Source organism: Citrobacter sp. Igbk 17 (assembly GCF_028069775.1).
In the GTDB taxonomy this organism is placed as follows: domain Bacteria; phylum Pseudomonadota; class Gammaproteobacteria; order Enterobacterales; family Enterobacteriaceae; genus Citrobacter.
Genome location: NZ_JANEWI010000030.1, coordinates 1 through 25,389 on the forward strand (window position 1 = coordinate 1; position 25,389 = coordinate 25,389).

At 52.2% G+C, this 25,389-nt stretch carries 30 protein-coding genes and 1 pseudogene; 9 read left to right on the plus strand and 22 right to left on the minus strand.

Going from position 1 to position 25,389, the window contains the following annotated elements; genetic code table 11:
* The first annotated feature begins 205 nt into the window (after positions 1-205).
* The 3 genes from NNO08_RS16725 (at position 206) to NNO08_RS16735 (ending at position 2,853) form a co-directional block, all read left to right on the plus strand.
* Positions 206-901, plus strand: coding sequence for a phosphohydrolase (locus tag NNO08_RS16725; RefSeq protein ID WP_271457135.1), 696 nt, complete (start codon positions 206-208; stop codon positions 899-901).
* A gap of 73 nt (positions 902-974) precedes the next feature.
* On the plus strand, positions 975-2,405 hold the full coding sequence (locus NNO08_RS16730; RefSeq protein WP_442870710.1) for a DNA cytosine methyltransferase: 1,431 nt from the start codon (positions 975-977) through the stop codon (positions 2,403-2,405).
* Positions 2,386-2,853 (plus strand): very short patch repair endonuclease, encoded by a 468-nt coding sequence (locus tag NNO08_RS16735; protein WP_271442397.1) that lies wholly within the window; start codon positions 2,386-2,388, stop codon positions 2,851-2,853. The genes NNO08_RS16730 and NNO08_RS16735 overlap by 20 nt, the downstream gene beginning before the upstream one ends.
* On the opposite strand, the gene yedA is transcribed toward NNO08_RS16735, so the two are convergent.
* Positions 2,845-3,765, minus strand: coding sequence for a drug/metabolite exporter YedA (gene yedA / locus NNO08_RS16740; protein WP_271457136.1), 921 nt, complete (start codon positions 3,763-3,765; stop codon positions 2,845-2,847). The two genes, NNO08_RS16735 and yedA, sit on opposite strands and share 9 nt — an antisense overlap.
* A gap of 178 nt (positions 3,766-3,943) precedes the next feature.
* Here yedA and NNO08_RS16745 point away from each other — a divergent pair, with 178 nt between their 5' ends.
* On the plus strand, positions 3,944-4,855 hold the full coding sequence (locus NNO08_RS16745) for a DUF808 domain-containing protein (RefSeq protein WP_271450217.1): 912 nt from the start codon (positions 3,944-3,946) through the stop codon (positions 4,853-4,855).
* Between the two features lie 77 nt (positions 4,856-4,932).
* Positions 4,933-5,115, plus strand: coding sequence for a YodC family protein (locus NNO08_RS16750; RefSeq protein WP_061068109.1), 183 nt, complete (start codon positions 4,933-4,935; stop codon positions 5,113-5,115).
* 206 nt (positions 5,116-5,321) lie between these two features.
* Here NNO08_RS16750 and yodD read toward each other — a convergent pair whose 3' ends face one another.
* Complete coding sequence (gene yodD / locus NNO08_RS16755; RefSeq protein WP_137381521.1) at positions 5,322-5,549, minus strand: YodD family peroxide/acid resistance protein; 228 nt, start codon at positions 5,547-5,549, stop codon at positions 5,322-5,324.
* Between the two features lie 162 nt (positions 5,550-5,711).
* Between yodD and dsrB the strand changes: the two genes are divergently transcribed.
* Complete coding sequence (gene dsrB, locus NNO08_RS16760; RefSeq protein WP_005127768.1) at positions 5,712-5,900, plus strand: protein DsrB; 189 nt, start codon at positions 5,712-5,714, stop codon at positions 5,898-5,900.
* A 54-nt stretch (positions 5,901-5,954) separates the two neighbouring features.
* On the opposite strand, the gene rcsA is transcribed toward dsrB, so the two are convergent.
* From rcsA to fliF, 14 genes and pseudogenes are all read right to left on the minus strand, one after another.
* The gene (rcsA, locus tag NNO08_RS16765) at positions 5,955-6,578 is read right to left on the minus strand and encodes a transcriptional regulator RcsA (protein ID WP_040232455.1); all 624 of its coding nucleotides are present in this window, start codon (positions 6,576-6,578) and stop codon (positions 5,955-5,957) included.
* Between the two features lie 280 nt (positions 6,579-6,858).
* A pseudogene (gene fliR, locus NNO08_RS16770) lies at positions 6,859-7,651 on the minus strand (flagellar biosynthetic protein FliR); the annotation flags it as partial.
* Positions 7,652-7,659: 8 nt separating this feature from the next.
* On the minus strand, positions 7,660-7,929 hold the full coding sequence (fliQ, locus tag NNO08_RS16775; protein ID WP_003030425.1) for a flagellar biosynthesis protein FliQ: 270 nt from the start codon (positions 7,927-7,929) through the stop codon (positions 7,660-7,662).
* Positions 7,930-7,938: 9 nt separating this feature from the next.
* On the minus strand, positions 7,939-8,676 hold the full coding sequence (fliP, locus tag NNO08_RS16780; protein WP_005127763.1) for a flagellar type III secretion system pore protein FliP: 738 nt from the start codon (positions 8,674-8,676) through the stop codon (positions 7,939-7,941).
* Entirely contained in the window at positions 8,676-9,050 is a 375-nt protein-coding gene (fliO, locus tag NNO08_RS16785; protein WP_271457137.1) for a flagellar biosynthetic protein FliO, read from the minus strand. Before fliO ends, fliP begins: the two co-directional genes overlap by 1 nt.
* 2 nt (positions 9,051-9,052) lie before the next feature.
* On the minus strand, positions 9,053-9,466 hold the full coding sequence (fliN, locus tag NNO08_RS16790) for a flagellar motor switch protein FliN (protein ID WP_005127761.1): 414 nt from the start codon (positions 9,464-9,466) through the stop codon (positions 9,053-9,055).
* Positions 9,463-10,467 (minus strand): flagellar motor switch protein FliM, encoded by a 1,005-nt coding sequence (fliM, locus tag NNO08_RS16795; RefSeq protein WP_003030434.1) that lies wholly within the window; start codon positions 10,465-10,467, stop codon positions 9,463-9,465. The genes fliN and fliM overlap by 4 nt, the downstream gene beginning before the upstream one ends.
* 4 nt (positions 10,468-10,471) lie before the next feature.
* Complete coding sequence (gene fliL / locus NNO08_RS16800) at positions 10,472-10,939, minus strand: flagellar basal body-associated protein FliL (RefSeq protein ID WP_048211308.1); 468 nt, start codon at positions 10,937-10,939, stop codon at positions 10,472-10,474.
* A gap of 104 nt (positions 10,940-11,043) precedes the next feature.
* Positions 11,044-12,261, minus strand: coding sequence for a flagellar hook length control protein FliK (fliK, locus tag NNO08_RS16805; protein ID WP_271454259.1), 1,218 nt, complete (start codon positions 12,259-12,261; stop codon positions 11,044-11,046).
* Positions 12,258-12,701, minus strand: coding sequence for a flagellar export protein FliJ (gene fliJ, locus NNO08_RS16810; RefSeq protein ID WP_005127756.1), 444 nt, complete (start codon positions 12,699-12,701; stop codon positions 12,258-12,260). The genes fliK and fliJ overlap by 4 nt, the downstream gene beginning before the upstream one ends.
* A 21-nt stretch (positions 12,702-12,722) precedes the next feature.
* Positions 12,723-14,093, minus strand: coding sequence for a flagellar protein export ATPase FliI (gene fliI / locus NNO08_RS16815; RefSeq protein ID WP_005127755.1), 1,371 nt, complete (start codon positions 14,091-14,093; stop codon positions 12,723-12,725).
* Entirely contained in the window at positions 14,093-14,800 is a 708-nt protein-coding gene (gene fliH / locus NNO08_RS16820) for a flagellar assembly protein FliH (RefSeq protein ID WP_271442392.1), read from the minus strand. The genes fliI and fliH overlap by 1 nt, the downstream gene beginning before the upstream one ends.
* Complete coding sequence (gene fliG, locus NNO08_RS16825; RefSeq protein ID WP_135322317.1) at positions 14,793-15,788, minus strand: flagellar motor switch protein FliG; 996 nt, start codon at positions 15,786-15,788, stop codon at positions 14,793-14,795. The genes fliH and fliG overlap by 8 nt, the downstream gene beginning before the upstream one ends.
* Positions 15,781-17,460: a flagellar basal-body MS-ring/collar protein FliF gene (gene fliF / locus NNO08_RS16830; protein WP_271457138.1), complete on the minus strand. Its 1,680-nt coding sequence runs from the start codon at positions 17,458-17,460 to the stop codon at positions 15,781-15,783. Before fliF ends, fliG begins: the two co-directional genes overlap by 8 nt.
* A 216-nt stretch (positions 17,461-17,676) precedes the next feature.
* Here fliF and fliE point away from each other — a divergent pair, with 216 nt between their 5' ends.
* The gene (gene fliE, locus NNO08_RS16835) at positions 17,677-17,991 is read left to right on the plus strand and encodes a flagellar hook-basal body complex protein FliE (protein WP_271442390.1); all 315 of its coding nucleotides are present in this window, start codon (positions 17,677-17,679) and stop codon (positions 17,989-17,991) included.
* 54 nt (positions 17,992-18,045) lie between these two features.
* On the opposite strand, the gene yedF is transcribed toward fliE, so the two are convergent.
* Together yedF and yedE are read right to left on the minus strand one after the other, a co-directional pair.
* Complete coding sequence (yedF, locus tag NNO08_RS16840; RefSeq protein WP_000790504.1) at positions 18,046-18,279, minus strand: sulfurtransferase-like selenium metabolism protein YedF; 234 nt, start codon at positions 18,277-18,279, stop codon at positions 18,046-18,048.
* Positions 18,276-19,502 carry a selenium metabolism membrane protein YedE/FdhT gene (gene yedE, locus NNO08_RS16845; protein WP_442870785.1) on the minus strand — a complete coding sequence of 409 codons (1,227 nt, stop codon included), beginning with the start codon at positions 19,500-19,502 and terminating at the stop codon, positions 18,276-18,278. The genes yedF and yedE overlap by 4 nt, the downstream gene beginning before the upstream one ends.
* Positions 19,503-19,666: 164 nt before the next feature.
* On the opposite strand from yedE, the gene yedD reads away from it, so the two are divergent.
* Entirely contained in the window at positions 19,667-20,080 is a 414-nt protein-coding gene (yedD, locus tag NNO08_RS16850; protein WP_271450236.1) for a lipoprotein YedD, read from the plus strand.
* 40 nt (positions 20,081-20,120) lie between these two features.
* On the opposite strand, the gene amyA is transcribed toward yedD, so the two are convergent.
* The 4 genes from amyA to fliD form a co-directional block, all read right to left on the minus strand.
* The gene (gene amyA / locus NNO08_RS16855; RefSeq protein WP_271457140.1) at positions 20,121-21,608 is read right to left on the minus strand and encodes an alpha-amylase; all 1,488 of its coding nucleotides are present in this window, start codon (positions 21,606-21,608) and stop codon (positions 20,121-20,123) included.
* A gap of 68 nt (positions 21,609-21,676) precedes the next feature.
* Complete coding sequence (gene fliT / locus NNO08_RS16860; RefSeq protein WP_005127745.1) at positions 21,677-22,048, minus strand: flagella biosynthesis regulatory protein FliT; 372 nt, start codon at positions 22,046-22,048, stop codon at positions 21,677-21,679.
* Complete coding sequence (gene fliS, locus NNO08_RS16865) at positions 22,048-22,455, minus strand: flagellar export chaperone FliS (RefSeq protein WP_271457141.1); 408 nt, start codon at positions 22,453-22,455, stop codon at positions 22,048-22,050. Before fliS ends, fliT begins: the two co-directional genes overlap by 1 nt.
* 15 nt (positions 22,456-22,470) lie before the next feature.
* A complete protein-coding gene (gene fliD, locus NNO08_RS16870; RefSeq protein ID WP_271457142.1) occupies positions 22,471-23,871 on the minus strand; it encodes a flagellar filament capping protein FliD in 1,401 nt (466 codons plus the stop codon).
* 255 nt (positions 23,872-24,126) lie between these two features.
* On the opposite strand from fliD, the gene NNO08_RS16875 reads away from it, so the two are divergent.
* Entirely contained in the window at positions 24,127-25,380 is a 1,254-nt protein-coding gene (locus NNO08_RS16875) for a FliC/FljB family flagellin (protein ID WP_271457143.1), read from the plus strand.
* Positions 25,381-25,389: the final 9 nt, after the last annotated feature.

The following is a 25,389-nucleotide window of genomic DNA, read 5'->3' on the forward strand; positions in this document are numbered from 1 at the left end:
ACATTAAATATATTAAATTGGCGTAATTTATGTGTTTTGGATGGTGTGTGTAATTAACTGATGGTTTGATTGTTTGAATTGAAAACTGACGGCTCTTATATCAAAAGAGATTGAAACATTTATAATAATGGTGAATCTGAGACTGGCAGTGGTCTGTGATGAAAATTGTTGCTAAGGTGGTTCTCTTTCTGCACAGAGAATAAGCGTGAAACTACAATACTGGCAGTCACAATTTGAAGCATGGCTGCGTGAGAAGCATTCAGGGCAAGATGCCGCCCATGACATCTTTCATTTTCGCCGCGTGTGGATGACATCGCAAAAGCTGAGCATTGCTGCAGGTATTGACTGGCTGGTCGTACTGACTGCGTGTTATTTCCACGATCTTGTCAGCTTACCGAAAAATCATCCGGAACGTCATCGTTCATCGGTACTGGCCGCACAGGAAACCTGTCGCGTACTGTCACAGGACTTTCCTGAATTTCCTCAGGATCGGCTACATGCGGTGAGTCATGCTATCGCTGCGCATAGTTTTAGCGCAAAAATTACGCCCACGACCCTTGAAGCCAAAATCGTTCAGGATGCCGATCGACTTGAGGCGCTCGGTGCCATCGGTCTGGCGCGTGTGTTTTCCGTTTCTGGCTCGCTGGGTGTGGCATTGTTTGACGCGGAGGATCCGTTTGCCCGGCAGCGCAACCTGGATGATAAACAGTACGCGCTCGATCATTTCCAGACCAAACTGCTGACGTTGCCACTGACAATGCAAACTGAACAAGGGCGGCATCTGGCGCAGCATAATGCTGACTTCTTATTGACGTATATGGCGAAACTCAGCGCAGAATTAAAAGGAGAATATGAAATGTTGGATCTTGCGGCGATTCAACCCCTTAAAGCATATCAGTAGTCGTCATTGCTGAAACGTCAATTGCACCAATTTATGTTAACCTGTCGACTATCCATTTCGGCCGGTTAAACGTATGCAGGATTATTTTTCAGTAGCAGGCTCCATGAAACCAATGACAGATGATACCGGAGTTACCGTTCAGGTGATTTTGGCTAAGTTGCTTGAAATATATGATGTGAAAACGCTGGTTGCTCATCTCAATGGCGTCGGCGAAAACCACTGGAGCCCGGCCATCTTTAAGCGTGTGGTCGCCAATGAAACATGGCATCGCCTTAGCGATCGTGAGTTTGCTCACCTGTATTCTTTACTCCCGACGCCGCCTGCACACCATCCGCACTATGCCTTTCGGTTTATCGACCTTTTTGCCGGAATAGGCGGGATTCGCCGTGGTTTTGAAGCGATAGGTGGGCAGTGCGTGTTCACCAGTGAATGGAACAAACATGCTGTTCGCACCTATAAAGCGAACAATTATTGCTCTCCTGAGCAGCACCATTTTAATGAAGATATTCGCGATATCACCCTCAGCCATCATGAGGGGGTGAGTGACGAGCAGGCTGCTGAGCATATTCGTCAACACGTTCCCGAGCATGATGTCCTGCTGGCCGGCTTCCCTTGCCAGCCATTTTCTCTGGCGGGGGTATCAAAGAAAAACGCGTTAGGACGCGCCCACGGTTTTGCCTGCGATACGCAAGGCACACTTTTTTTTGACGTGGTGCGAATTATCGACGCGCGGCGACCGGCTATATTTGTGCTCGAAAACGTCAAAAATCTGAAGAGTCACGACCAGGGAAAAACCTTTCGCATCATCATGCAAACGCTGGATGAACTGGGCTACGACGTGGCAGATGCAGCAGATAATGGCCCGGATGACCCGAAGATTATCGATGGGCAACATTTTTTACCCCAGCATCGTGAACGTATTGTGCTCGTCGGTTTTCGGCGGGATCTGAACCTGAAGTCAGACTTTACGTTGCGTGATATTGTCAGCCGCTACCCTCATCGCCGAACAACGCTCGCAGAGCTGCTTGAACCGACCGTTGATGCAAAATATGTGCTGACACCGGTCCTGTGGAAATACCTGTATCGTTATGCGAAAAAGCATCAGGCACGGGGCAATGGGTTTGGTTACGGTATGGTCTATCCCGGCAACCCCGATAGCGTGACGCGCACATTATCCGCACGTTACTATAAGGATGGGGCAGAAATTTTGATAGACCGTGGCTGGGATATGGCGCTGGGTGAACAGGATTTCGATGATCCTGCCAATCAGCGACATCGCCCTCGTCGATTAACGCCAAGAGAGTGTGCGCGCCTGATGGGGTTTGAGTCTCCTCAGGGTTACCAGTTTCGCATTCCGGTATCCGATACCCAGGCTTACCGCCAGTTCGGTAATTCGGTGGTCGTCCCGGCATTTGCGGCGGTAGCCAAACTGCTGGAGCCGAAGATCAAACAGGCTGTTGCGCTACGCGAGAAAGAACAGCAGCATGGCAGACGTTCACGATAAGGCGACACGCAGTAAAAATATGCGGGCGATAGGGACCCGCGATACGGCGATCGAAAAACGCCTGGCCGACATCCTGACGGAGCAGGGGGTAACGTTTCGCGTGCAGGATGCAACGTTGCCCGGTCGACCCGATTTTGTGGTGGATGATTATCGCTGTGTTCTCTTTACCCACGGCTGTTTCTGGCATCAGCACAATTGTTACCTCTTTAAAGTTCCGGCAACCCGCACGGCGTTCTGGCTGGAGAAGATAGGAAAAAACGTGGTACGTGATAAGCGGGACTGCGAAAAATTGCAGTCGTTGGGATGGCGAGTCTTGATTGTCTGGGAATGCGCCCTGCGTGGGCGTGAGAAACTGGGTGACGAGGCACTGTCTGAGCGGGTTATCGAATGGATCTGCGGCGGCGGAGCCACCGCGCAGATCGACTCTCAGGGCATTCATTTACTGTAATGATTTTTCCGATGGGGTTGCGACCGCGTCCGCTTTAACAGGGAATAAGTATTTTCCCAGCGTCACCAATACCACGGCAAAAACAATGACCCCGAGTGCCAGCCACTCAATCAACGCCAGGCTTTCACCTCCCAGGCCCGTACCTAACAGAACCGCCACCACCGGGTTGACGTAGGCATAGCTGGTGGCCAAAGCCGGGCTTACATTACGAATAAGGAACATATAAGCGTTAATCGCAATAATTGAGCCGAACAGAGCGAGGTATGCCACCGCCATAAAACCGGAGAAGGTTGGCATCGTGGTCAGCTTTTCTCCACAGAGCAGCGATGCGCACATCAGCACAATACCTGCGGCTAACATTTCAATGGCACCGGCCATCATGCCAACGGGTAAGGTGATGCGTGAGCCGTACACGGAGCCAAATGCCCAGCTCATTGAACCAATCAGGATTAATACCGCCCCCCAGGGATTACCACTTAAGTTACCCCCGCTGTTAAGCATGATGATCCCAGCGAGTCCAATTGCGATCCCCATCCATTCCAGTTTGCGTGTTTTGATGCCAAAAAAGTGGCTAAAGCACAAGGTAAACAGCGGGACGGTAGCAACCACCACCGCGGCAATGCCGGAAGGGACGTTTTGATGTTCTGCGACGGTAACGAGGCCATTGCCCACCGCCAACAGCAGGATACCAATCAGTGCAGCATTCAGGAGCGGGCGCAATGGTGGCAGCTTATGTCCGCGAATAAGTAAGAATGCGGTTAATAAAATGCCTGCAGAGAGAAAGCGCACGCCAGCCATCATCAACGGCGGCCAACTTTCAACACCAATGCGAATAACGAAGTACGTGGAACCCCAGATGATGTACAGCGCGAAGAGCGCACTGAAAAGTGGTAACAATTGCCTGAAACGCATAATCCCTCACGGTGGAAATAAAAAGGTGCAACATAGTAAACGTCAAAACTATCATGCTGGCGAGATTTATAATTGCCTGCCGTTGTTAAATATTTGTTGACCAGAAAGGTCAGTTTCAGCATGGCGTGTTTTACTTCATACTTATGACTGCAAAAAAATAATATTGAGGATTAAAATTTTGGCAGGAAGTAGCTTACTCACCTTGCTTGATGACATCGCCACGCTTCTGGACGATATCTCAGTGATGGGAAAACTGGCCGCGAAAAAAACGGCGGGTGTGCTGGGAGACGATTTGTCGCTTAACGCGCAACAGGTGTCGGGCGTGCGGGCGAACCGCGAGCTTCCGGTGGTCTGGAGTGTGGCCAAAGGATCTTTCGTCAACAAAGTTATCCTGGTGCCGCTGGCGCTATTGATCAGCGCCTTCATTCCATGGGCGATCACGCCCTTATTAATGATTGGTGGGGCATTCCTCTGTTTTGAGGGCGTGGAAAAAGTGCTTCACACCCTGGAAGCGCGAAAACACCAGGAAACACCGGAAGAACGACAGCAACGTCTGACCTCTCTTGCCGCACAGGACCCGCTGACGTTTGAGAAAGATAAAATCAAAGGGGCGGTACGTACCGACTTTATTTTATCTGCGGAGATTGTGGCCATTACGTTGGGTATTGTGGCGGATGCGCCGTTGTTGAATCAGGTACTGGTTTTGTCGGGTATTGCTTTGGTGGTGACCGTTGGCGTGTATGGTCTGGTCGGCATTATTGTGAAGCTCGACGATATTGGCTACTGGCTGGCAGAAAAGCGCAGCGCACTTGCTCAGGCGCTGGGTAAGGGATTGCTGGTGGTGGCTCCCTGGCTCATGAAATCACTTTCCGTGGTTGGTACGCTGGCGATGTTTTTAGTTGGCGGCGGCATTGTGGTACATGGCATTGCACCCCTGCATCATGCGATTGAGCACTTTGCCCAGCAACAGAGTTCATTCATTGCCTTCATGCTTCCGACCCTGCTTAATCTGGTGCTCGGCTTTATTATCGGTGGGATCGTGGTAATGCTGGTAAACATGGTTGCCAGATTACGCGGAGTTTCGCACTAATTGTCGCGTGGTAGATTACGCAAAACGTCTCTTTGTCGTCTAAGGTGAAAAGGTTTCTCTTGATACAGGAGGCAGGTATGGTCTTTTCTGTCAGTGAGGAAGTCACCGCGAAAGAGGGTGGCCCACGCATGATCGTTACCGGGTATGCCAGCGGAATGGTGGAGTGCCGCTGGTATGACGGTTTTGGCGTCAAACGGGAGGCATTTCGTGAAGATGAACTGGTTCCTGGCGAACGCAGTCCGCTACGCCAGGATGCCTGAATATCACTGGCTGGCGTAACCTGGTGATCTCTCAACCATTAGTTATATTTATCATTTTGGTGAGAATTATTTACTTGTCAGGCAAAAAAATTGCAGATAAGGTTGGTTTCGCATCAGATTTCCTGGTGTAACGAATTTTCAAGTGCTTCTTGCATAAGCAAGCTTGATCCCGACCCGATAAGGGCCGGGATTTTTTTCGCCCAAAGTCAGCGATTGATCTCCGTCACGCTAAAATCATGGATATCAAGCTCGAACGCGTCGGCCAGCTCATGCCATGTATGATAATCCCGGCCATCAACGCTGACGCGATCGGGGTCATCATGGCTGCGGTGAATTTCGCTCTCGCAGATTTCGTTGATAGCTTTCAATAGCGCGTCCACATCGACGCTGACTTCACGTTTGGCCGTATCGCTGTACTCTTTCGCGGTTTTCATCCTCATACCTCTCAACCGTTAAGGATACCGGGGCACGTATCAGAATCTCTGATGCGTACAAGTTAAGTATAGACCGTCGAGAAAACCTGCAATCACGCGCGCAGGGCGCTGCCAGGAAAAGGAATTTGTTCTACACTGGCACAAAGCCACAGGAGGAAAACGATGAAGGTGAATGATCGGGTTACAGTCAAAACGGACGGCGGGCCGCGTCGGCCAGGCCGGGTACTGGCGATTGAAGAGTTTAGTGAAGGCACCATGTACCTGGTTTCTCTGGAAGACTACCCGCTCGGTATCTGGTTCTTTAATGAGTCAGGCCATCAGGATGGTATCTTTGTGGAGAAAGTGGAGTAATCCAGGTTCCAGGTGCTGATTCTGACTGGTGGCGAACCCACCAGTCAGAACGTCCTAACGCATATTCACAAAGATACCATTGGTGACGTTATCCGTGAGTCGTACAACGTGATAGATAACTTGCTTATTATGTGTCTTGATCTTTCGTTTTATATTCCCCTTATGGGATGAGACTGTCTTCGCCTTGATATTCATTTGATCGGATATCTGTATTGTTCCCTGACCGGCCATCCACATACGTAGCATGCTGGATTCGGTGCGGCTTAATGATAGTGTTGGCAGGTTCACATCAATGACAATATCCACTTCCTTTTTCAGAATATCGCCAAGAAGTTCATCCAGTGAATCTGGTTTAATCGACTTAGAGCTGATTAATAAATTTTTTCTTACTAAGAGATACTCATCAAAATGGACATTGGCAATTGCCATAAATACAATAAATAAAGTACTGGGATGTTGATTAATGATTTGCTTAATTCTTTGGCTGTTATCCGGATCGTGAATAAAGCAGTCTTCATTAATAAACACCACAGACGGCTGCAGTGAGACACAGGCGATGCTGAGTTCATCAACGCTTGAAATATCGTTGATTTCCCTTTTCTTCACCCCCCGACTTACCAGATATCCGGTCAACCCTAGCCGGGTGTAACTGCATAAATCCATAATAATCGTTGACATGGCATACCCTCACTCAATGCGTAACGATAATTCCCCTTACCTGATTATTTCATCACAACTAAACGGAATAATAACGACCCAATATGACGCTTTCGCTGTTTTCAGGCGAATTTACTATCCCGTAAAGTTGCGTATAATTTGCCAGGAAACATCTTAAAGTAAAGTAAATGTTGCGTTATGTGAGTGAGGCAAAAACAAATAAACCGCGACAGCGTTATCCTGGTGGATGTTGCCTGTATTTGAATTTAGGACAATCCTTAGTAAAACAGGATAAAAAATAAGGGTTATTATTTTGAAGGCATTTCACTGATGATGTCAGCCAACAAATTAAAAATCTCACTGAATAAACGCTCACAGAAGGGGGCAATTAATGGCATGAGCGCAGCCATTAATGAAATACCCACGGTCAGGGTGAGTGGGAAACCAATGACAAATATCGATAGCTGTGGCGCCATACGGTTTAACAAACCGAGTGCGAGGTTGAGTGTGAGCAGCAGCGTCATCACCGGCAGAGCCAGCATCAGGCCATTGAGGAAGATGAGCCCGCCCGCCCGCGCCAGTGCGAGAAAGGCATTGCTATTCACCGGATGGCCACCGATAGGCAGAGTATGGAAGGTATCCACCAACAGTGAGATAAGCCACAAGTGACCATTAAAGGTGAGGAACAACAGCATCGCCAGCAAATCTATCAGACGTGCCAGAACGGGCATATTCAGGCGGCTGCCCGGGTCGAAGAAGGTTGCAAAGGAGAGACCCATTTGCAGCCCGATGATTTCCCCGGCGGTACGCACCGCGGCAAACGCAAATTGCATGGTGAATCCTAACGCAATGCCGATCAGGATTTGCTGCATCGCCTGCCATATCGCGCCGACAGAAAAGATAGGCACGTTTACGGGAGGAAGCAGCGGCGCGATAACCATGGTAATCATCAACCCCAGCCCCAGTTTTACTCGCTTGGGGATGGCTCGTTCGCTGAGTATCGGCGCCGTTGAAATGAGCGCCAGTATGCGCAGTAGGGGCCAGAAGTAAAGATTCAGCCAGTGGAGCCAATCAACGCTGGTCACCTGCAACATAGCGTCGTTTACCCGATGATGTAGGGGATATTGCTGAACAGCGTACGCACGTAGTCGAGCAGCAAGTTAAGCATCCACGGACCGGCAACGATGATGGCAATAAAGACCGCGACAATTTTCGGAATGAAGGACAGCGTCATTTCGTTAATCTGGGTTGCCGCCTGCAGGATACTGATGATAAGACCCGTGACGAGGGCAACCAGCAACAAAGGTGCGGCAAGGGCAAGGGCAACTTTCATCGCCTCAGTGCCCATCATCATGACCGATTCAGGAGTCATTTCGCGCCTCTAACTGTAAAAGCTTTGTGCAAGCGAGCCGACAAGCAGCTGCCAGCCGTCAACCAGCACAAACAGCATCAGCTTGAATGGGAGTGCAATGGTAGCTGGTGGCACCATCATCATCCCGAGCGCCATCAGGACGCTGGCGATGACCAGATCGATTATCAGAAATGGAATAAAAATGGTAAAACCTATCTGGAATGCCGTTTTCAACTCACTGGTGACATAAGCCGGCAGCAAAATGCGCATCGGCACTGCTTCAGGTCCCTGTAACGGGCCGCTGTTTGCCAGACGGGCGAACAGGGCCAGATCGGCTTCGCGGGTCTGGCGCAGCATAAACTCACGCAACGGCTGTGCGCCTTTCTCCATGGCTTCCTGCATGGAAATCTTCTCTTCGCTGAAGGGTTGATACGCATCAACGTAGATTTTGTCGATCACCGGCGACATGATGAAGAAAGTCAAAAACAGCGCCAGTCCAAGTAAAACCTGGTTCGGCGGTGCTGACGGTGTTCCCAGCGCATTACGTAACAGACCAAAAACGATGATGATGCGGGTGAAGCTGGTCATCATCAGCAAAATAGCCGGCAGGAACGTCAGCGAGGTGATAAATACCAGCGTTTGGACGGGCAACGTCCAGCTTTGTCCGCCACCAGGCAGCGGTTGGCTAACCAGACCCGGTAGTTGGGCCAGGGCCGCAGGGCTGAAAAGCCACAGACCCGTCAGCGTGAGGGATAACAAACGGCGCATCAGGATCTCCCAGGACGCTTCAGCAAACTCTTCATCATGGCCTGGAAATCCGCAGGGGAGGCCGCTTTTTCTTCTGCACCGACAGGTGCCGGGGGGAGGGTATGCAAAACGTTGATCTGCGACGCTGTAACGCCCAGCACCAGACGCGCGTCTTCGACCTCAACAATCACCACCCGCTCACGTGGACCTAATGAGGTACTGGCCGAAACTTTCAGTCCACGCGTACTGACGCTTTTGGGGGCAAATCCCAGGCGCTTAATCAGCCAGGCGGCTCCAAGGATCAACACAATGATCCCCAGCAGCGCGCCGCTGACCTGCACTAATGGTGAACCGGGTACAGCAGCGGGCTGAGAGACGGTGGCCTGGGTATTCATCGTTAACGGCTCAGACGGCGCATACGTTCAGATGGGGTAATAATGTCGGTAATACGGACACCGTATTTATCTGCGACTACCACAACTTCACCCTGAGCAATCAAATAACCGTTGATCAGAATATCCAGCGGCTCGCCCGCCAGACCGTCCAGCGCGACGACCGAACCCTGCGTCAGGCGCAGCAGTTCTTTGATGGTCATGCGAGTGCGGCCCAATTCAACGGTCAGCTTGACCGGAATATCCATGATCAGGTCGATATCCTGCAGCGCACCGCTGACGTCGCCGCCACCTAACTGCTGGAATACCGCATCGGCCGCACTTTTGGTGGTCGTTGTTTTTTGCTCGTTTAACGCGTCAGCCCACAGATCGTCCAATGCACCAGTGTTTTCATCGGACGGATTATTCATGTCACTCATTTGGGCTGTTCCTCATTCAGCGAATTCAAAATCGGGTTTATCAAATGTTCTACGCGTAACGCATACTGACCATTTACGGTGCCATATTGGCTGGTCAGCACAGGTACGCCGTCCACATGAGCAATAATGCGGTCGGGTTTTTCAATCGGCAGTACATCGCCGGGTTTCAGCTTCAAAATCTGGGACAGCCGCAACGGAATGTCAGCAAAGTTTGCTACCAGTTCCAGCTCAGAATGCTGAACCTGACGCACCAGATTATTGCGCCAGTTTTGATCTTCATTACGCGAGTTTTCCAGCGGTGGGTTTACCAGCAGTTCGCGCAACGGTTCAATCATGCTGAATGGCAGACAGATGTTAAATTCACCGGTCAGGTTGCCGATTTCAACGTGGAATGGGGTGTTCACCACGATGTCGTTCGGGGAAGTGGTGATATTGGTAAACTTCACCTGCATCTCGGAACGGACATATTCCACTTCCAGCGGGTTGATAGCCTTCCACGCGTCGCTGTAGCTTTCCAGCGCCAGTTTCAGCATGCGGTTGATCACGCGTTGTTCAGTGTGCGTAAATTCACGGCCTTCGACTTTCGTCGGAAAACGACCATCACCGCCGAACAGGTTATCAACGGCGATAAACACCAGACTCGGTGAGAACACCACCAGACCTGTCCCGCGTAGCGGTTTCAGGTGGATTAAGTTCAGGTTGGTCGGAACCGGTAAGTTACGCGCAAACTCGTGGTATGGCTGGATACGGATCGCGCCCACGGTAATATCCGGGCTGCGGCGTAGCAGGTTAAATAACCCCATACGGAACTGGCGCGCAAAGCGTTCGTTAATGATCTCCAGCGCCTGCAAACGCTCACGAACGACGCGGCGCTGAGTGTTGGGATCATAAGGACGAATATCGCTTTCTTTTGCGATACCGGAAATGGGTTCGTCTTTAGTTTCGCTATCGCCGTTAAGCAATGCGTCGATTTCAGCCTGAGAAAGAATACTGTCGCCCATGTCTTTACCGCAGAATAAAAGCTGTATAAAGAACGTCGGTGACAACCTGTTTCGGCTGCCCGACAACGAGCGGAGTCGCGAGCGTCTCTTTGATAGCGGCAATCAGTTGCTGTTTGCCTTCTTCTGTTGCGAGCGTGGCGGCGTTCTGGCGAGAGAACAATAACAGCAGACGGCTGCGCACTTCTGGCAGATATTCGTTAAGACGCGAGCGTGTCGCCTCGTCCTTCATGCGCAGAGTGATACCGATATACAGCACGCGATCCGCATCACCTAAATTGACGGTAAACGTATCCAGTGCAAAGAACACTGGGGCTGGCGGTGGAGCCGGTTCCGCTTTTACGCTGGCGGACGGCTGCTGTTGCATGCGCCAGTAGCTATAGCCCGCAGTAGCGAGGGCGGCGAGCGTAATTAACACCAGCAGAGGGATCCAAATAGCGCGTTTACTCTTTTTGTTAATCGCGGAGTCAGTCATCAGATACGGGCTTCCTGTTTCGGTACAGCTTATAGGCTGATTATCCCGTGTCCTGACCACGACAAAGCGTGGAAAAGACGCGGATAATCATGCTACCTCTGGCGTTAGGCGAAGATGTCTACTGCACCATCACCGCGAGCCGCGGCTTGCAGTGCTGCAGGTGTGGCCAGAACAGCATCATCTTCGGGAGCAAAAATATCTTGTCCATGCGCACGCCCAGCCTGTTGTTGCTGTGAAGACGACTGTTGCTGACCCGCGAAGCTTTCGCTACTGATACTGCTTTGCCCCAGTTGGATCCCGCTTTCAGCCAACTGCGTGCGCAGCATGGGTAATGCCGCTTCCAGCGCCGCGCGAACGTGGCTATGAGGCGAGACCATCTGCAGTTGCGCCATGTTGTCATCGAGCTTGAGGGAAATCTGCACTTGCCCCAGATCCTGCGGATGCAAGCGCAGTTCCGCACTTTGCTGACCCTGACGGGTGAACAGCGTGACGTGCTGACTCAGTGATTGCTGCCATTCATGGCTTCCCAGCGGGGCGCTCAATACCGGTGCCGCGGCAGTTGGTAACGGCTGCGCATGTGTCTGTGTGCCAGCCAGCGGAGCTATTGTTGCGCCAACACTGGTTGGGGACGGTGAACTTTCAATCTCCGCACGCGTGGCTGCCGCTGCGGTTAATGGGGTTAAACCCGCATTGTTGGTCTGATCCGCGCCACTGGCATGCATCGCGGCATCTGCTTTACCTTTTTTCCCTTCACCGGTCAGTAATTCACTGGCGCTATCGGCGGTCGTGTTGGCGGTATTACCACGTAACAGTACCGACAGCGTCGCATCCGCCGGTGCTGGAGTAGCATCAACAGCCGGAGTGGTTACCTGTTGCCCCGGCAGCATAGCGAACAGCGCACTCAGGTTAGCGAGATCGTCATCGCTCAGATGGGCTATTTTTTCATCCTGCTGTGCGGTTTTGCCCAGTGTCGTCAGGGCATTAACCTTCAGGGAGGGCGTGAGCGCAGACAGCAACTGTTGTGCATCAGTCAGGTCGGCTAGCGACGCCTCGGTTTGGACCTCTTTTTGTGCCAGCAGATCGGCTAATTTTACCGTCTGCGCGGTATCACCATTCTTTTGCAATAACCCTTTTTGCAGTTTGCTACCAGCCGCCTGTAAATCGGCCAGCGATAGCGGGGCGTCTTTACCCTGTGCATCGCCTGCACCTAATGCACCTGCCAGCAACGCTAAAAAATCCTCAGGGGAATCTACCGCTTTGCCTGACTGAAGACCTGCGGCTACGTCGGTGTCGGTGGTAATCAGTTGGGGTAACGTAATCATTCGGGTTTCCTCATAGCTGCACGCTGAGCAAATTCATCCATTTTTTTCTGATCCAGACGGTTTTCAGCCAGTAAAGCGGCTGTTGTTTGCCTGTCCTGCAGAGTCTGCCATGCCTGCAGTCGCTGCTTTTTATCGCGCCAACTGCTCAACGCCTGGTCTACTTTCTGCGTCCATTGGTTGAGTTGTTGGCGATGTTGCTCAATCGCTTTTTCCAGCGTCTGAATAAATTGTTGATAGTTAATCCAGCGATTACTGGTAATACCCTGACCCATATCGCTATTAAGGTTGTTGCGATATTCATGCTGATAATCGATCAGCATCTTTAACTGCTCTTCCGCCTGCTGACATCCGCGGCGCATCTCGCCTAATAAGATTGCCGCATCATCGACTTCTTTTTCAGCCAGGTCTTTAAGTGTTGCCAGCGCACCATGTTGTGCCATGACCTATGCTCTCCTGCTTAATCACACACCAGGGAAAATCAGATCCAAAGCCTGCAGGGAGTCTTCCCAGTCGGCTCGTTCAAAGATGCCTTGCTGTAAAAATGCTTCCAGCTGTGGCCATAAGGCAATGGCTTTATCCAACATGGGATCGCTGCCTTTGGCGTAGGCGCCTACGCTGACCAGATCGCGGTTACGCTGGAAACTGGACAGTAGCTGCTTAAAGTTGCGTACCCGCGCATAATGTTTCTCGCTGATTAAGGCGGTCATTGCGCGGCTGATTGAGGCTTCAATATCAATGGCTGGATAGTGACCCGCTTCTGCCAGATGACGGGACAGGACTATGTGGCCGTCGAGAATGGCGCGGGCGGAGTCAGCAATAGGGTCCTGTTGGTCATCGCCTTCGGTCAGTACGGTATAAAATGCGGTCACGGAACCGCCGCCATGAATACCGTTGCCGGCCCGTTCAACCAGTGCGGGTAATTTAGCAAACACCGACGGCGGATAGCCTTTCGTTGCCGGAGGTTCGCCGATCGCCAGTGCAATTTCACGCTGCGCCATCGCATAACGGGTGAGGGAGTCCATAATCAGCAGCACGTGCTGACCGCGGTCGCGAAAATCTTCGGCGATGCGCGTGGCGTAGGCGGCACCCTGCATACGCAACAGCGGGGAAACGTCCGCCGGGGCGGCAATCACTACCGAGCGTGCACGTCCCTCGGCGCCAAGAATATTTTCAATAAAATCTTTAACTTCGCGTCCACGCTCGCCAATCAGACCGACAACAATGACGTCAGCCTGGGTATAGCGTGCCATCATGCCGAGCAGAACGCTTTTACCCACACCGGAACCGGCGAAAAGCCCCATTCGCTGACCGCGACCGACGGTTAACAGCGCATTGATAGGCCGTACGCCAGTATCCAGCACGTGTTCAATCGGGGTTCGTTGCAGGGGGTTAAACGGCGGTGTGATTAGTGCCCCTGTTTCCGTGGTGTCGGGAGCAGGCAGCCCATCAAGCGGCTTCCCGCTGCCATCGAGAACACGCCCCAGCAGGGCAGGGCCCAGCGGTAATTGTTTCCCGCTTTGCAGCCCTTCGCCGGCGATGTTTTTCGCGTAAACGCGCGCACCTGGCAGCACGCCTTCGACCTCTTCGAGCGGCATCAGAAACAGGCGTTGACCATTAAAGCCAACCACTTCGCTTTCGACTTCCTGGGTTTCGTTGCCATCCTGACGCTCAATAACGCAGGTGGCACCCAACGGTAACTGCAGGCCCGTGGCTTCAAGGACCAGCCCGGTGGCGCGGGTCAGACGCCCGTAACGGCGTACCGCAGGCAGCAGCGACATTTTCTCTTCGAAGTTGTCCAGCGTGTTGAGCCAGCGAGTCAGGCGAGTGGTCATTACACGACTCCCGGCGCTGCCAGACGGCAGAGCTCTTGCCAGCGGGTGGCAACACTGGCGTCCAGATCGCCTTCGTCAGCAGAGACTTTACAGCCACCATGATGCAGCGTTGGATCGCCGCGCAGTCGCCAGCCGTGCAGGCTGAGGGTCGCCCCCAGCATCTCTTCCACTCGTTGCAGATCGTCCGGATGGACGCGCAACTGCGGTTTACCGCTAAACAGCGGTTCCTGTTGCAACAGCTGTTGGATTTGCTTAATGAGTGCAGCATTATCCACGATGGGTGTCTGGCCGATAACCTGGCGCGCCGCTTCCAGTGCCATTTGCATCAGGCGCGATGCAATGACGCTGTCCAGGGCATCCAGTGTATTCTGAAACTCACTGACCAGTTGCTGCATGCGGGCATGAATCGGCGCATGTTGGGCGCGAGCCTGGTTCTGGCCTTGTTCCAGCCCCTGGGCCAATCCGTCCTGATAACCTTGTTCGTGTCCTTTTTGCCGACCTTCAGCCAGGCCGGCGTTATACCCTTGCTCATGGGCCTGGAGCTGCAGTTGTGCCAACTGCTGCTCAAGCTGTTGTTCAGCAGATAGCTGTGGCTCTTCTGTCTCGTCGGACGGCTGATCGTCGGTATGATCGGCCAGTACGAACTCCGCCATTGGCGGAGCGAGGTCGTCAGGCGTCCAGACTTTCCATGGCAGATCGTTAGACATAGGTATCCTCGCCGCTGCCGATCACCATCTCGCCGGTTTCGGCCAGACGACGTACGATAAGCAGAATCGCTTTCTGTTCGTTTTCCACCTGCGACAAACGTACCGGACCGCGGTTGGCAAGGTCGTCGCGCAGGATATCGGCGGCACGCTGCGACATGTTGCGCAGGAACTTCTCGCGCAATGGTTGCTCGGCACCTTTCAGGGCTATCAGCAGCGATTCGGAATCCACTTCCTGCAACAGACGCTGGATGCTGCGATCGTCGACATCCACCAGATTTTCGAACAGGAACATCTCGTCGATAATTTTCTGCGCCAGCTCGCCGTCGAATTCGCGCACTGCGGTAATAACCGCTTCTTCCTGCTGCGTCTTCATCAGGTTGATAATTTCTGCTGCTGTTCTCACGCCGCCCATTTTGCTGCGCTTGAGGTTCTGGCCGTCGAGCAATCCGTTCAGCACTTCGGTCAGTTCTGCCAGCGCGGCAGGCTGTACGCCGCCGAAAGTAGCAATACGCAGCATGACATCGTGGCGTAAACGCTCGTCGAACAGCGCCAGAATATCGGCCGCCTGGCCTCGTTTGAGGTGCACCAGAATGGTAGCGATAATCTGCGGGTGCTCGTCGCGAATAAGATCGGCGGCGCTCTGTGGCTCCATAAAGTTGAGCGTTTCAATGCCGCTGGTGGTATCGCGGGTTTCCAGAATGTCTTCCAGCAGGCTGGAGGCACGTTCTTCGCCCAACGCTTTTACTAGCACGGAGCGCAGGTATTCGTTGGCGTTGATGTTCAGTGCGGCAAACTGCTCGGCTTCTTGTTCAAATTCGGCCAGAACCTCCGTCAACTGCTTGTTGGAAATCTGACGCACGTTAGCCATTGCCGTACTGAGGGTCTGCACTTCGCGCGTGGAAAGGTGCTTAAAGACCTCCGCCGCGCGATCTTCGCCAATGGTCATCAATAAGATGACGCTTTTATCGGTGCCGCTAAGATTACTCATGTTCGTTATTTATCCACTGGCGAATGACCAGCGCCACGACGCGCGGATCGTTATCAGACATTTCACGGATACGCTGGCTCATGACTTCAGCACCCAGACGCTGGTTGTTACGGCGCTGCTGGGTCTGCTCGTCTTTGCTGAGGCGAACTTCAACCGCTTCTTCCGTTTCCTGGCGAATACGTGTTTGTTCTTGAGCGGCTTTGACCTCTTCGCTGCGACGCATCAACTGCGGACGCACCGCTTTACGCCACAGGATCCAGGCCACCAGCAGAACCAATAACCAACGACCGGCCACCATCAGCTGTTCAATAAAGGACTGCTGTTGCCAGAACGGAAGCTCTCCACCCGTGTCATCACTTGCGGTGAAGGGTGAGTTCACGACATTCAGGGTATCGCCGCGTTTTTCAGAGAAGCCCATGGCCTCGCGGGTCAGGTCCTCAATTTGTTTCATTTGGTCAGCGGTTAATGGCAGCGGTTTGCCATCCGGTAACGTTTTATAGTTGACCACTACCGCCACCGACAGGCGCTGTACATCACCCACATTCATCTTGGTGTGACGAATGGTACGGTCAACTTCATAGTTGCTGGTTTCGTTACGCTGCGTACTGCGCGGGCCAGCATTGGCGTTATTCGCCGTTTGCGTGGTTTGCGCATTCTGCGCATTTTGCTGATTTGCCGGTGGCGTATTAATCGGGGCTGTATTCGCCGGGGCGGGCTGGTTAGACAGTGCGCCCGGTACGCCGCCAGGCGCTCCGCTTCCTATCTGCTCGCTCACGTTAAGCTGGCGTGAACGCAGTACAGCCTGTGAATCGTCGCCATTTGGGCTGTACTTCTCTTCGGTTTGCTCTTTGTTGGCGAAATCCAGCTGTGCAGTAACCTGCGCATGTACGTTGCCGTTACCGACAATTGGCGACAGGATTGATTCAATACGACGCTGAACGCGACCTTCAACATCGCTGGCATATTTCAGTTGCGCATCGTTCAGGTCGCGGCTGCTGGTGTTCGACTGGGTTAACAGATGTCCTGCCTGATCGACCAGCGTCACGTTGCCCGGCGGCAAGCCTGCGACAGCGCTGGAGACCAGATGCGTTACCGCGCTAATCTGACCTTCGTCCAGTGCCCGACCCGGTTCCAGGTTTACCGTGACGGAGGCAGAAGGGGCCTTTTGTTCACGTACGAACAGTGATGGTTTGGGCATCGCAAGATGGACACGGGCGCGTTTTACCGGCCCCAGGGTTTCAATGGTACGGGCTAATTCGCCTTCCAGCGCTCGCTGGTAATTGACCTGCTCGCTAAACTGGCTGATACCAAACTTTTCCTGGTCCAGTAACTCAAAGCCTACCGCGCCACCTTTCGGCAGCCCTTGCTGTGCCAGACGTAAACGCAGTTCGTGAACTTTATCTGCAGGGACTTCAATGGCACCGCTTCCCTCAGTGAAACGATAAGGAACGTTCATCTGCGTCAGTTGCGTGACAATCGCCCCACCGTCCTGATCGGATAGGTTGCTGAACAGTGTGCGGTAGTCAGGTGTTTTGGCCCACAGGACCATCGCAACGATGATAGCGACGGCAGCGGCACCTGCCACAATCAGAGGGATTTTGGGATTCGCGCGCAGGCGATTTAACCACTCGAGAGGTTTCAGTTGGGTTGCAGTCGATGCTGTCGCACTCATCTCGCACCTCGTGGCTTATCGTGGACGGCGTTTTTTGCAAAGTGGAACAAGACTCACTCCCGGGTCAGCAAACTCGAAAAATTGACGGTCTCATTATTTGCGGTTTCGAATTTTTCTATGCGTTAAAAACCGAGGTTTTTTATCGTTATTTAGCGCCTTTATCTTATTGACGAACTGGTAATCTCTGCTAAGTAAAAAATCATCCAGGGGATCAGAATGTCGGCAATACAGGGGATTGAAGGGGTTATCAGCCAGCTACAGGCCACGGCGATGTCAGCAAAAATGCAGGATGTGCAGCCACAATCGACCGTGAGTTTTGCCGGACAGCTGCACGCGGCATTGGACAGAATCAGCGAGGTGCAAACCGCCTCTCGCGTTCAGGCTGAAAAATTTACCCTGGGTGAGCCAGGCATTGCGCTAAATGACGTGATGACCGATATGCAGAAAGCGTCGGTTTCGATGCAGATGGGCATTCAGGTGCGTAACAAACTGGTATCAGCCTACCAGGAAGTGATGTCGATGCAGGTGTAGGTGTAACGTGCAAAGAATGTAAGCCGGATAAGCGCAGCGCTATCCGGCTTACACTTATTTTTGAATCAGATAGCGAATAGTTGGCCCATCCTGCTGAATATCCAGCACCGTATACCCATGGTTACGCGCATCCAGCGGAATATTGTTGATTGACTGCGGGCAATCGCTGACCACTTCCAGAATTTCACCTTTCTTCAATTGCGGCATCGCTTCCAGCGTGGCAACAGCCGGGTAGGGACACGGTTCACCGACCATGTCGAGGCGATAATCAGGGACGATATTTTTCATGCGGATTCCTTAGCAGGCGTCAGCCCGGCGCGGCGGAAGAAACGTTTTTCCCAACCGATGATGAGCATCAATGCGATAAACAACAGCAGATAAGTCACCAGTAGCCCGCCGAGCGGCCCAAAGGTGTCGAGCAGATTCACTTTATCCCAGCGAGTGGCCAGGGCAGGGGCAAAGTCATCCCAGTAGTAAGCCAGAATGGTCGAACCGATAACGTTACCCAGTCCCACCCACCAGTAATGTACCTGGCCCTCAACCGCACGGTACATCCAGCCGGTCTCACACCCGCCCGCCAGCACGATACCGAAACCAAACAGTAAGCCGCCGATCACTGCATTTGGACCGGCCCACATAATCTTCGGCTCAATGCCCAGTTGTACATAACTAAAGATACCAATGGCGCTCACCGCCATCCCGAAGATGATGGCTTTTGCCATATGGGTACGCCCGGAAATCCACAGATCGCGGAAGGCCGAGGTAAAGCAGATTTGCGCCCGTTCAATCAGCAGGCCGAACCCAACGCCAAACAACATGGCCAGACCCAGCTTCGGCTTGTCCATTGCGGTCAGTAGCGCCCAGCCGATCATGCCGATAAATACCAGCATACCGAGGCGGAAACGACGACGCGCTTGTTCCGGCTTTTGCGTCAGCGGGGAAGCGGCGGACACTTTCTGCATTTTGACCGGAATACGAAACATTGGCAGTAGGGTAAAGCGGGCGCCAAACCATGAGCCCATTGCCGTCGCCAGCGCGAAGAACCAGGCATGCAGCGAGAACTGTGGAATGCCGGTAAAAAACGCGGCCAGGTTACAGCCCATTGCCAGACGGGCGCCGAAACCGGCGATCATCCCGCCGACCACCGCCTGCAGAATGCGGATCCGGCTGCGCGGCATACGTAATTTGACGTTGTTGGCCCACAGCGCGGCAGCGAAACAGCCGCCGAACATACCGAGGATCATCATCCCGTCGATACGGGTCAGGGGCGAGCCTTCGAGGTGGATCAGTTTATAGTATCCCCACTCTTCGGCGTGCACGCCAAACAGTTGCAGGATTTGCCCACCCCAGCGGGTAAATTCGCCGGTAACGGCCCAGAAGGTTCCCGTAATGCCGAAATAGTAAGTGGAGAGAATACCCGCTGCGATAACCGCAGGGGCAGGGGCCCAAAATTTAATTAACCAGGCCTGTTTGAAGTGTTGCCATGACATGCGTTGTGCCTCTGAACTCAGAAGGTATGTAACAAGAAGCGTGGATATTACACCTGTCAGAATTTTTGACTATGAGTAATAAGAGGTAACACCGTCTGGATCAATCTTTCTCCGGGCAGCCGAAAGGCTGGCGACATCAGGGCTTTAATGCCACAATCCCCTTTTCTTCGCATGCAGGATGAATGATGAAAAAATTAGCAATTGTGGGTGCATTGTTGGTGCTTGCCGGCTGCGCCGAAGTACAAAATTATAATGACGTGGTGAAAACACCAGCCCCTGCCGGTCTGGCAGGTTACTGGCAGTCGAAAGGTCCGCAGCGCGCGCTGGTGAGCCCGGAAGCGATCGCCAGTCTGATTGTCACCAAAGAGGGGGATACGCTGGATTGCCGTCAGTGGCAGCGAGTGATTGCCGTCCCCGGAAAATTGACCATGCTCTCTGGTGATCTCACCAACGTGACGGTGAAACGCGAGCTGTATGAAATCGATCGCGATGGCAATACGCTGGATTATGACGGTATGACGCTGCAACGGGTAGATCGCCCGACGCTGGAGTGTGCCGAAGTGTTAAAGAAAACGCCGTTAGCCACACCACTGCCATAAGCGTTGCGCCCCGGTAGCCTGTCGCCACCGGGGTTAAGTGCTACAACACGTCTTCAATCACCCACACACTAACGCTGCCGCCATCACAGAGAAACGTCGCCACACCGTTTTCATCGGTCACTACGCTTTCTTCACGATTTCCCAGACAATCATGCCAGGTTTTATTGCCGTAATTTGTGCCAAGCGCGATGCTCTTTTCACCGTCATCGCCATTGGACAGCACGACGACGCACCCGGGATCATCATCCGTACCGCTGCGACTAAAGGCGATACAGTTTGGATGATCAAAATAGAGCGTCTGTACGCCGTGGGCGAAGCGTTGGCGGGCCAGGATCAATTCATCAAGTTGTTCAATAATCGGCATATCGATGGTGTAGGTTTCGCCATCACTGCCAGTATCTTCATAATGTGCACCGTAGAGATCGGGATAGAATACCGACGGCACGCCGTTTTCGCGCAGCAGGATCAGCGCGTAGGCCAGCGGCTTAAACCATGCCTCGACCGGGGCTTCCAGCGCCTGTAACGGCTGGGTGTCATGGTTCGCAACCAGCGTCACCGCATGAAAGGGATCGGCCTCCACCAGCGTATCGGTGAAAATCTGGCTCATGTCATAATCGCGCCCCTGGCGGGATGCTTCGTGAAACTTCATTTGCAAAGGGGCATCAAACAGCATGGTTTTCCCCTCGACCTGGTTAATATAGGTTTGCAGTTTATCGACCTCATGGGACCAGTATTCCGCCACGATAAACAGCGGCTTCGGGGCGACTTCCTGGACGTGCTCGATCCACTCTTTATAAAACCATGCCGGGATGTGTTTGACGGCATCCAGGCGAAAACCATCGCAATGGGTTTGATCCATCACCCAGCGAGCCCAGTATTTGAGCTCTTCGGTGACGGCATGATTGCGAAAATCGATATTTTCACCCATCAGGTAGTCAAAGTTGCCCAGTTCGTCATCGACCTGATCGTTCCAGCCTTCGCCGGTATAATCATTAACGATTTTAAAAATGCCGTCCTCGGTGGGATTTTCAATATGATCGATGCCGCTGAAGCATTTGTAGTCCCAAATGAATTGAGAGTACTGACCCGCACGGGCGGGGAAGGTGTAGCGGGTCCAGGCCTCGCATGCGACGATCTCATCGTCAATCTGCGTGCGGTCATCGGCGTTGACGCGCTGAACCTGAATGTGCTCTTTCTCATCGGCACCCATTTTGTGGTTGACCACTACATCCAGCAGTACCGCGATATCGTTGTGCTTTAACGCGTCGATTGCCGCCAGTAACTGATTTTTATCGCCGTATTTGGTGGCAATAGTACCTTTCTGGTCGAATTCGCCTAAATCAAACAGATCGTAGGAGTCATAGCCAACGGAGTACCCGCCGGACGCACCTTTATAGGCGGGAGGCAGCCATACCATATTGATGCCGATATCGTTAAGTCCATCCGCGCGTGCGGCGAGTTCCGGCCAGAGCTGGCCGCCATTAGGGTAATACCAGTGGAAGTACTGCAATAGGGTGGGATTTTTCATCTTCCGTGCTCCAGAAGCCGTTTGGCCGACCTCTGGAGTATGGAAGATTATTCAGACGTAACGGGAAATTATTGTGGGGCAGTTGGGGCATCCGGAACCAGCAACATACCGGAAAGCCGGCCGTAGGCGTTATTTAGCGTCTTCTGGCGGGTTGACTGACCGATCAGTGTGCTGAGTTCATCCAGACGCTGCTGCAGTAATGCTTTGAGCAACTGTTCGTTATCCAGCGTCTGTTTAATATACCCGGCAATCAAATCCTGAACGCTTCGCGTAATGCCTGATGGAGTTTGTTCTTCCATGACCACTTCAATACTTTGCAGATAGGTAACTTCCTGTTCCAGTAAAAGGTCCCATTCACCTCGCTGTGCCAGTTCCAGCAGCGAGTGACTGAGCAGCGCAATGCGCTGCCAACGGTTGATAAACTCCACGGCTGAGGTCATTAACGGGACTCCTGGGACGACGCTTTTGGTGAGATCTGTTTCCAGGCATCCGCAATGTTTCCGAGTAACCCTTCGACTTCTTCAATCGCCTGACGATCATTACGCAAATTCGCTTGCAGCAGACGGCGGATCATATAGTCATACAGCGATGACAGATTAGTGGCGATTTCACCACCATTTTCCTGATCCAGGCCCGCTTTAAGACCATTATCAATAATGTTAATGGCTTTGCTGAGGGCTTCACCCTTGGCGACAATATCGCCCTGTTGCATAAACAGGCGAGCGCGCACCAGGGCGCTGTTCGCGCCATCAAACAACATTTCGATCAGCTGATGTGGGTTGGCGCTCATTACGGCGCTCTCCACACTGACCTGTGCATAGGCTTTGGTACCGCTCGCGGTATACATGCTTACCTCGTGTTATCAGGATTTATTCATCGCAGTAAATTGCTGACCCAGATAGGTACTGGTGTTATTCAGCTTGCTCATCATGCTATCCAGCTGGGTAAACTGGGCGGTGTAACGCGCAACCATGTCGTCGATACTGGCGCTCACGGACAGGTACTGTTTGGTCAGTTTTTTCAGCGTGGTATTAATCGTGTCTTGCGCATTGTCGATAATGCCGTCATCAGCCAGATAACTTTTCACTTCAGCGGCAATCTTGGTGGTAATACCGGTTTCTTTACCGTCGCCCGCCAACAGTTCACGTACTGAAGCGGTGTTTTCATCCAGCGCTTTTTTCAGCTTGGTATCATCGATGGTCATCTTGCCGGTTTTGCCATCTTGTTTGATGCCAATTTCATTCAGGGTTTTAAAGGCACCGTCAGTACCAGAGTTGGCAAACTGTGCGCGAATACCGGTCTGAATGGTACGTACCACGCTATCGCCCACCAGCGCACCGTTATCTTTATCCTGACCTTCAGCCCCTGCATCAACCGCTTTATACTTGGTCAGCGTATTGAAGGTATCAATCAGCGAGTTATAAGCATCAACCCAGCCTTTAATGGCTTCTGTCGCTTTGTCATTGCTTTTGGTCACGGTCACGCGGGCATCAGTGACCTTTTTGGTCAGTTCCAGCGTGACGCCCTGCGGCGCATCGGTCACTTTATTGCTCTGGCGCTCAATCGGGATCCCGTTCATGGTTAATTGCGAGTTTTGCGCTTTAACCAGCTCGGTCATTTTTCCGGTACCGGCCGTGCTGTCGTAGGCCAGCAGATCGCTAAGCTTGCTGTCGCCGTCTACCGAGATGGTCATCTTACTGTCCATACCTTCGGCGGCGGTCAGTACCAGTTTAAACTCGCCGTCTTTCACCTTGACGATACTGGCAGAGATACCGCTATCGGTATCGTTTATCGCCTTACTGATATCGTCCAGCGTGGTTTTGTCCTGCGACAGTTTAATTTCAAGCGGCTCTTTGCGGCCCGGCTGCTCAATTTTGATGGTACGGGTGGCAGAGCCGTCACCGAGAGCGTCTTTGCTTGAGCCAACCGTTGCAGTACTTAAAGATTGTGCCTGCGCCAACTGCGTAACGCTGATGGTATAAATACCTGGAGCCGCGCCGGCTTCCGTGGTGACTTTCAGATCTTCGGTACTGCTGGTTACATTACTGCTTCTGAACAGTTCCGGTTTATTTAATGCCGTATTGGCCGTCTGGAATTTTTCCAGCGCACTCTTTAACGTACCGTAGGCCGTCAGGCGGGCGGTATTATCGGTCTGTTGCTGAGTAATTGGATTTAAACGTTTTTTCTCAGCAATAGTCAGGTTGTTTAGCAACGTGTCCAGTGGTAAGCCTGAGCCTACGCCCAATGATGTAAATGAAGCCATGCCCGATTCCTTGTGATTGCAAACAATTGTTATGCGGGTTATCGGCAATCTGCGCGCAAAGTTTAATGATAGTTTGGTGAAAATAATGCGCAGAATAGTGGTGCATATAGAGGGTATTTCGCGGGCTAAGAAAAAAAACGACGGAAACTAAAAATTTTCTAAAGTTCGAATTTACGGTGCCGATACATGGGTTACGGTCAGAAACCGTGGGCAACAGCCCAATAACATCGAGTTGTAATTGATAAGGAAAAGATCATGGCACAAGTCATCAATACAAACAGCCTGTCGCTGTTGACCCAAAACAACCTGAACAAATCTCAGTCTGCACTGGGCTCCGCTATCGAGCGTCTGTCTTCCGGTCTGCGAATCAACAGCGCGAAAGATGATGCTGCTGGCCAGGCGATTGCTAACCGTTTCACCTCTAACATCAAAGGCCTGACTCAGGCGTCCCGTAACGCTAACGACGGTATCTCTGTTGCCCAGACCACTGAAGGTGCGCTGTCTGAAATCAACAACAACCTGCAGCGTGTTCGTGAACTGTCCGTACAGGCCGCTAACGGTTCTAACTCCAAATCTGACCTGCAATCCATTCAGGATGAAATTAGCCAGCGTCTGGATGAAATCAACCGTGTATCTGCACAGACTGATTTCAACGGCAAAAAAGTGCTGAATGAAGATGGTCAGTTGACTATTCAGGTTGGCGCGAAAGACGGCGAAACCATTACTATCGACTTGAAAAAAATCGATAAAACAACCCTGGGTCTGGATAATCTCGATATTACCAAACCAATTGCATCCACTGTTGCTAAAGGTGCAACTGTATCGGCACAAGTCACTGTAGATAAATCTATCATGACGGCGACGAATGGTCCTGCACCGACTTTATCTGCTGGTGCTGAACTGGGTAAAGCCACTGATGGCAAATATTATGTTAAAGATAATGCCGATTACTACGAAGCAAAAGTAGATGAGAAAGCGGGTACTATCACTTTTGACGTTGCAACTAAAGGTGCCGCACCAACTGGTTATAATAAGCAGAATGAAATTAATAAAGACGTTACCTACAGTGGTGCTGGTCTGGCGAAAGGTCAGGAACTGGTATCTTATAAAGACGCAACAACGAATAAGGTCACTTTTGCTGTTAAAGAAGGTACCACATACAAATCTGTAACCTTCGATAAAACATCTGGTGATGCTACTCCTGGGACTGCCCTTGCAGCTCAGCCGGATCTTACTACCAACCCGCTGGAAAAAATCGATAACGCGCTGTCCGAAGTTGACAAATTCCGTAGCTCCCTGGGTGCGATTCAGAACCGTTTTGAATCTGCAATCACCAACCTGGGTAACACTGTGAACAACCTGTCTTCTGCTCGTAGCCGTATCGAAGATTCCGACTACGCGACTGAAGTGTCTAACATGTCTCGCGCGCAGATTCTGCAGCAGGCGGGTACCTCTGTTCTGGCACAAGCTAACCAGACCACGCAAAACGTCCTCTCTTTACTGCGTTAATCCATCGAT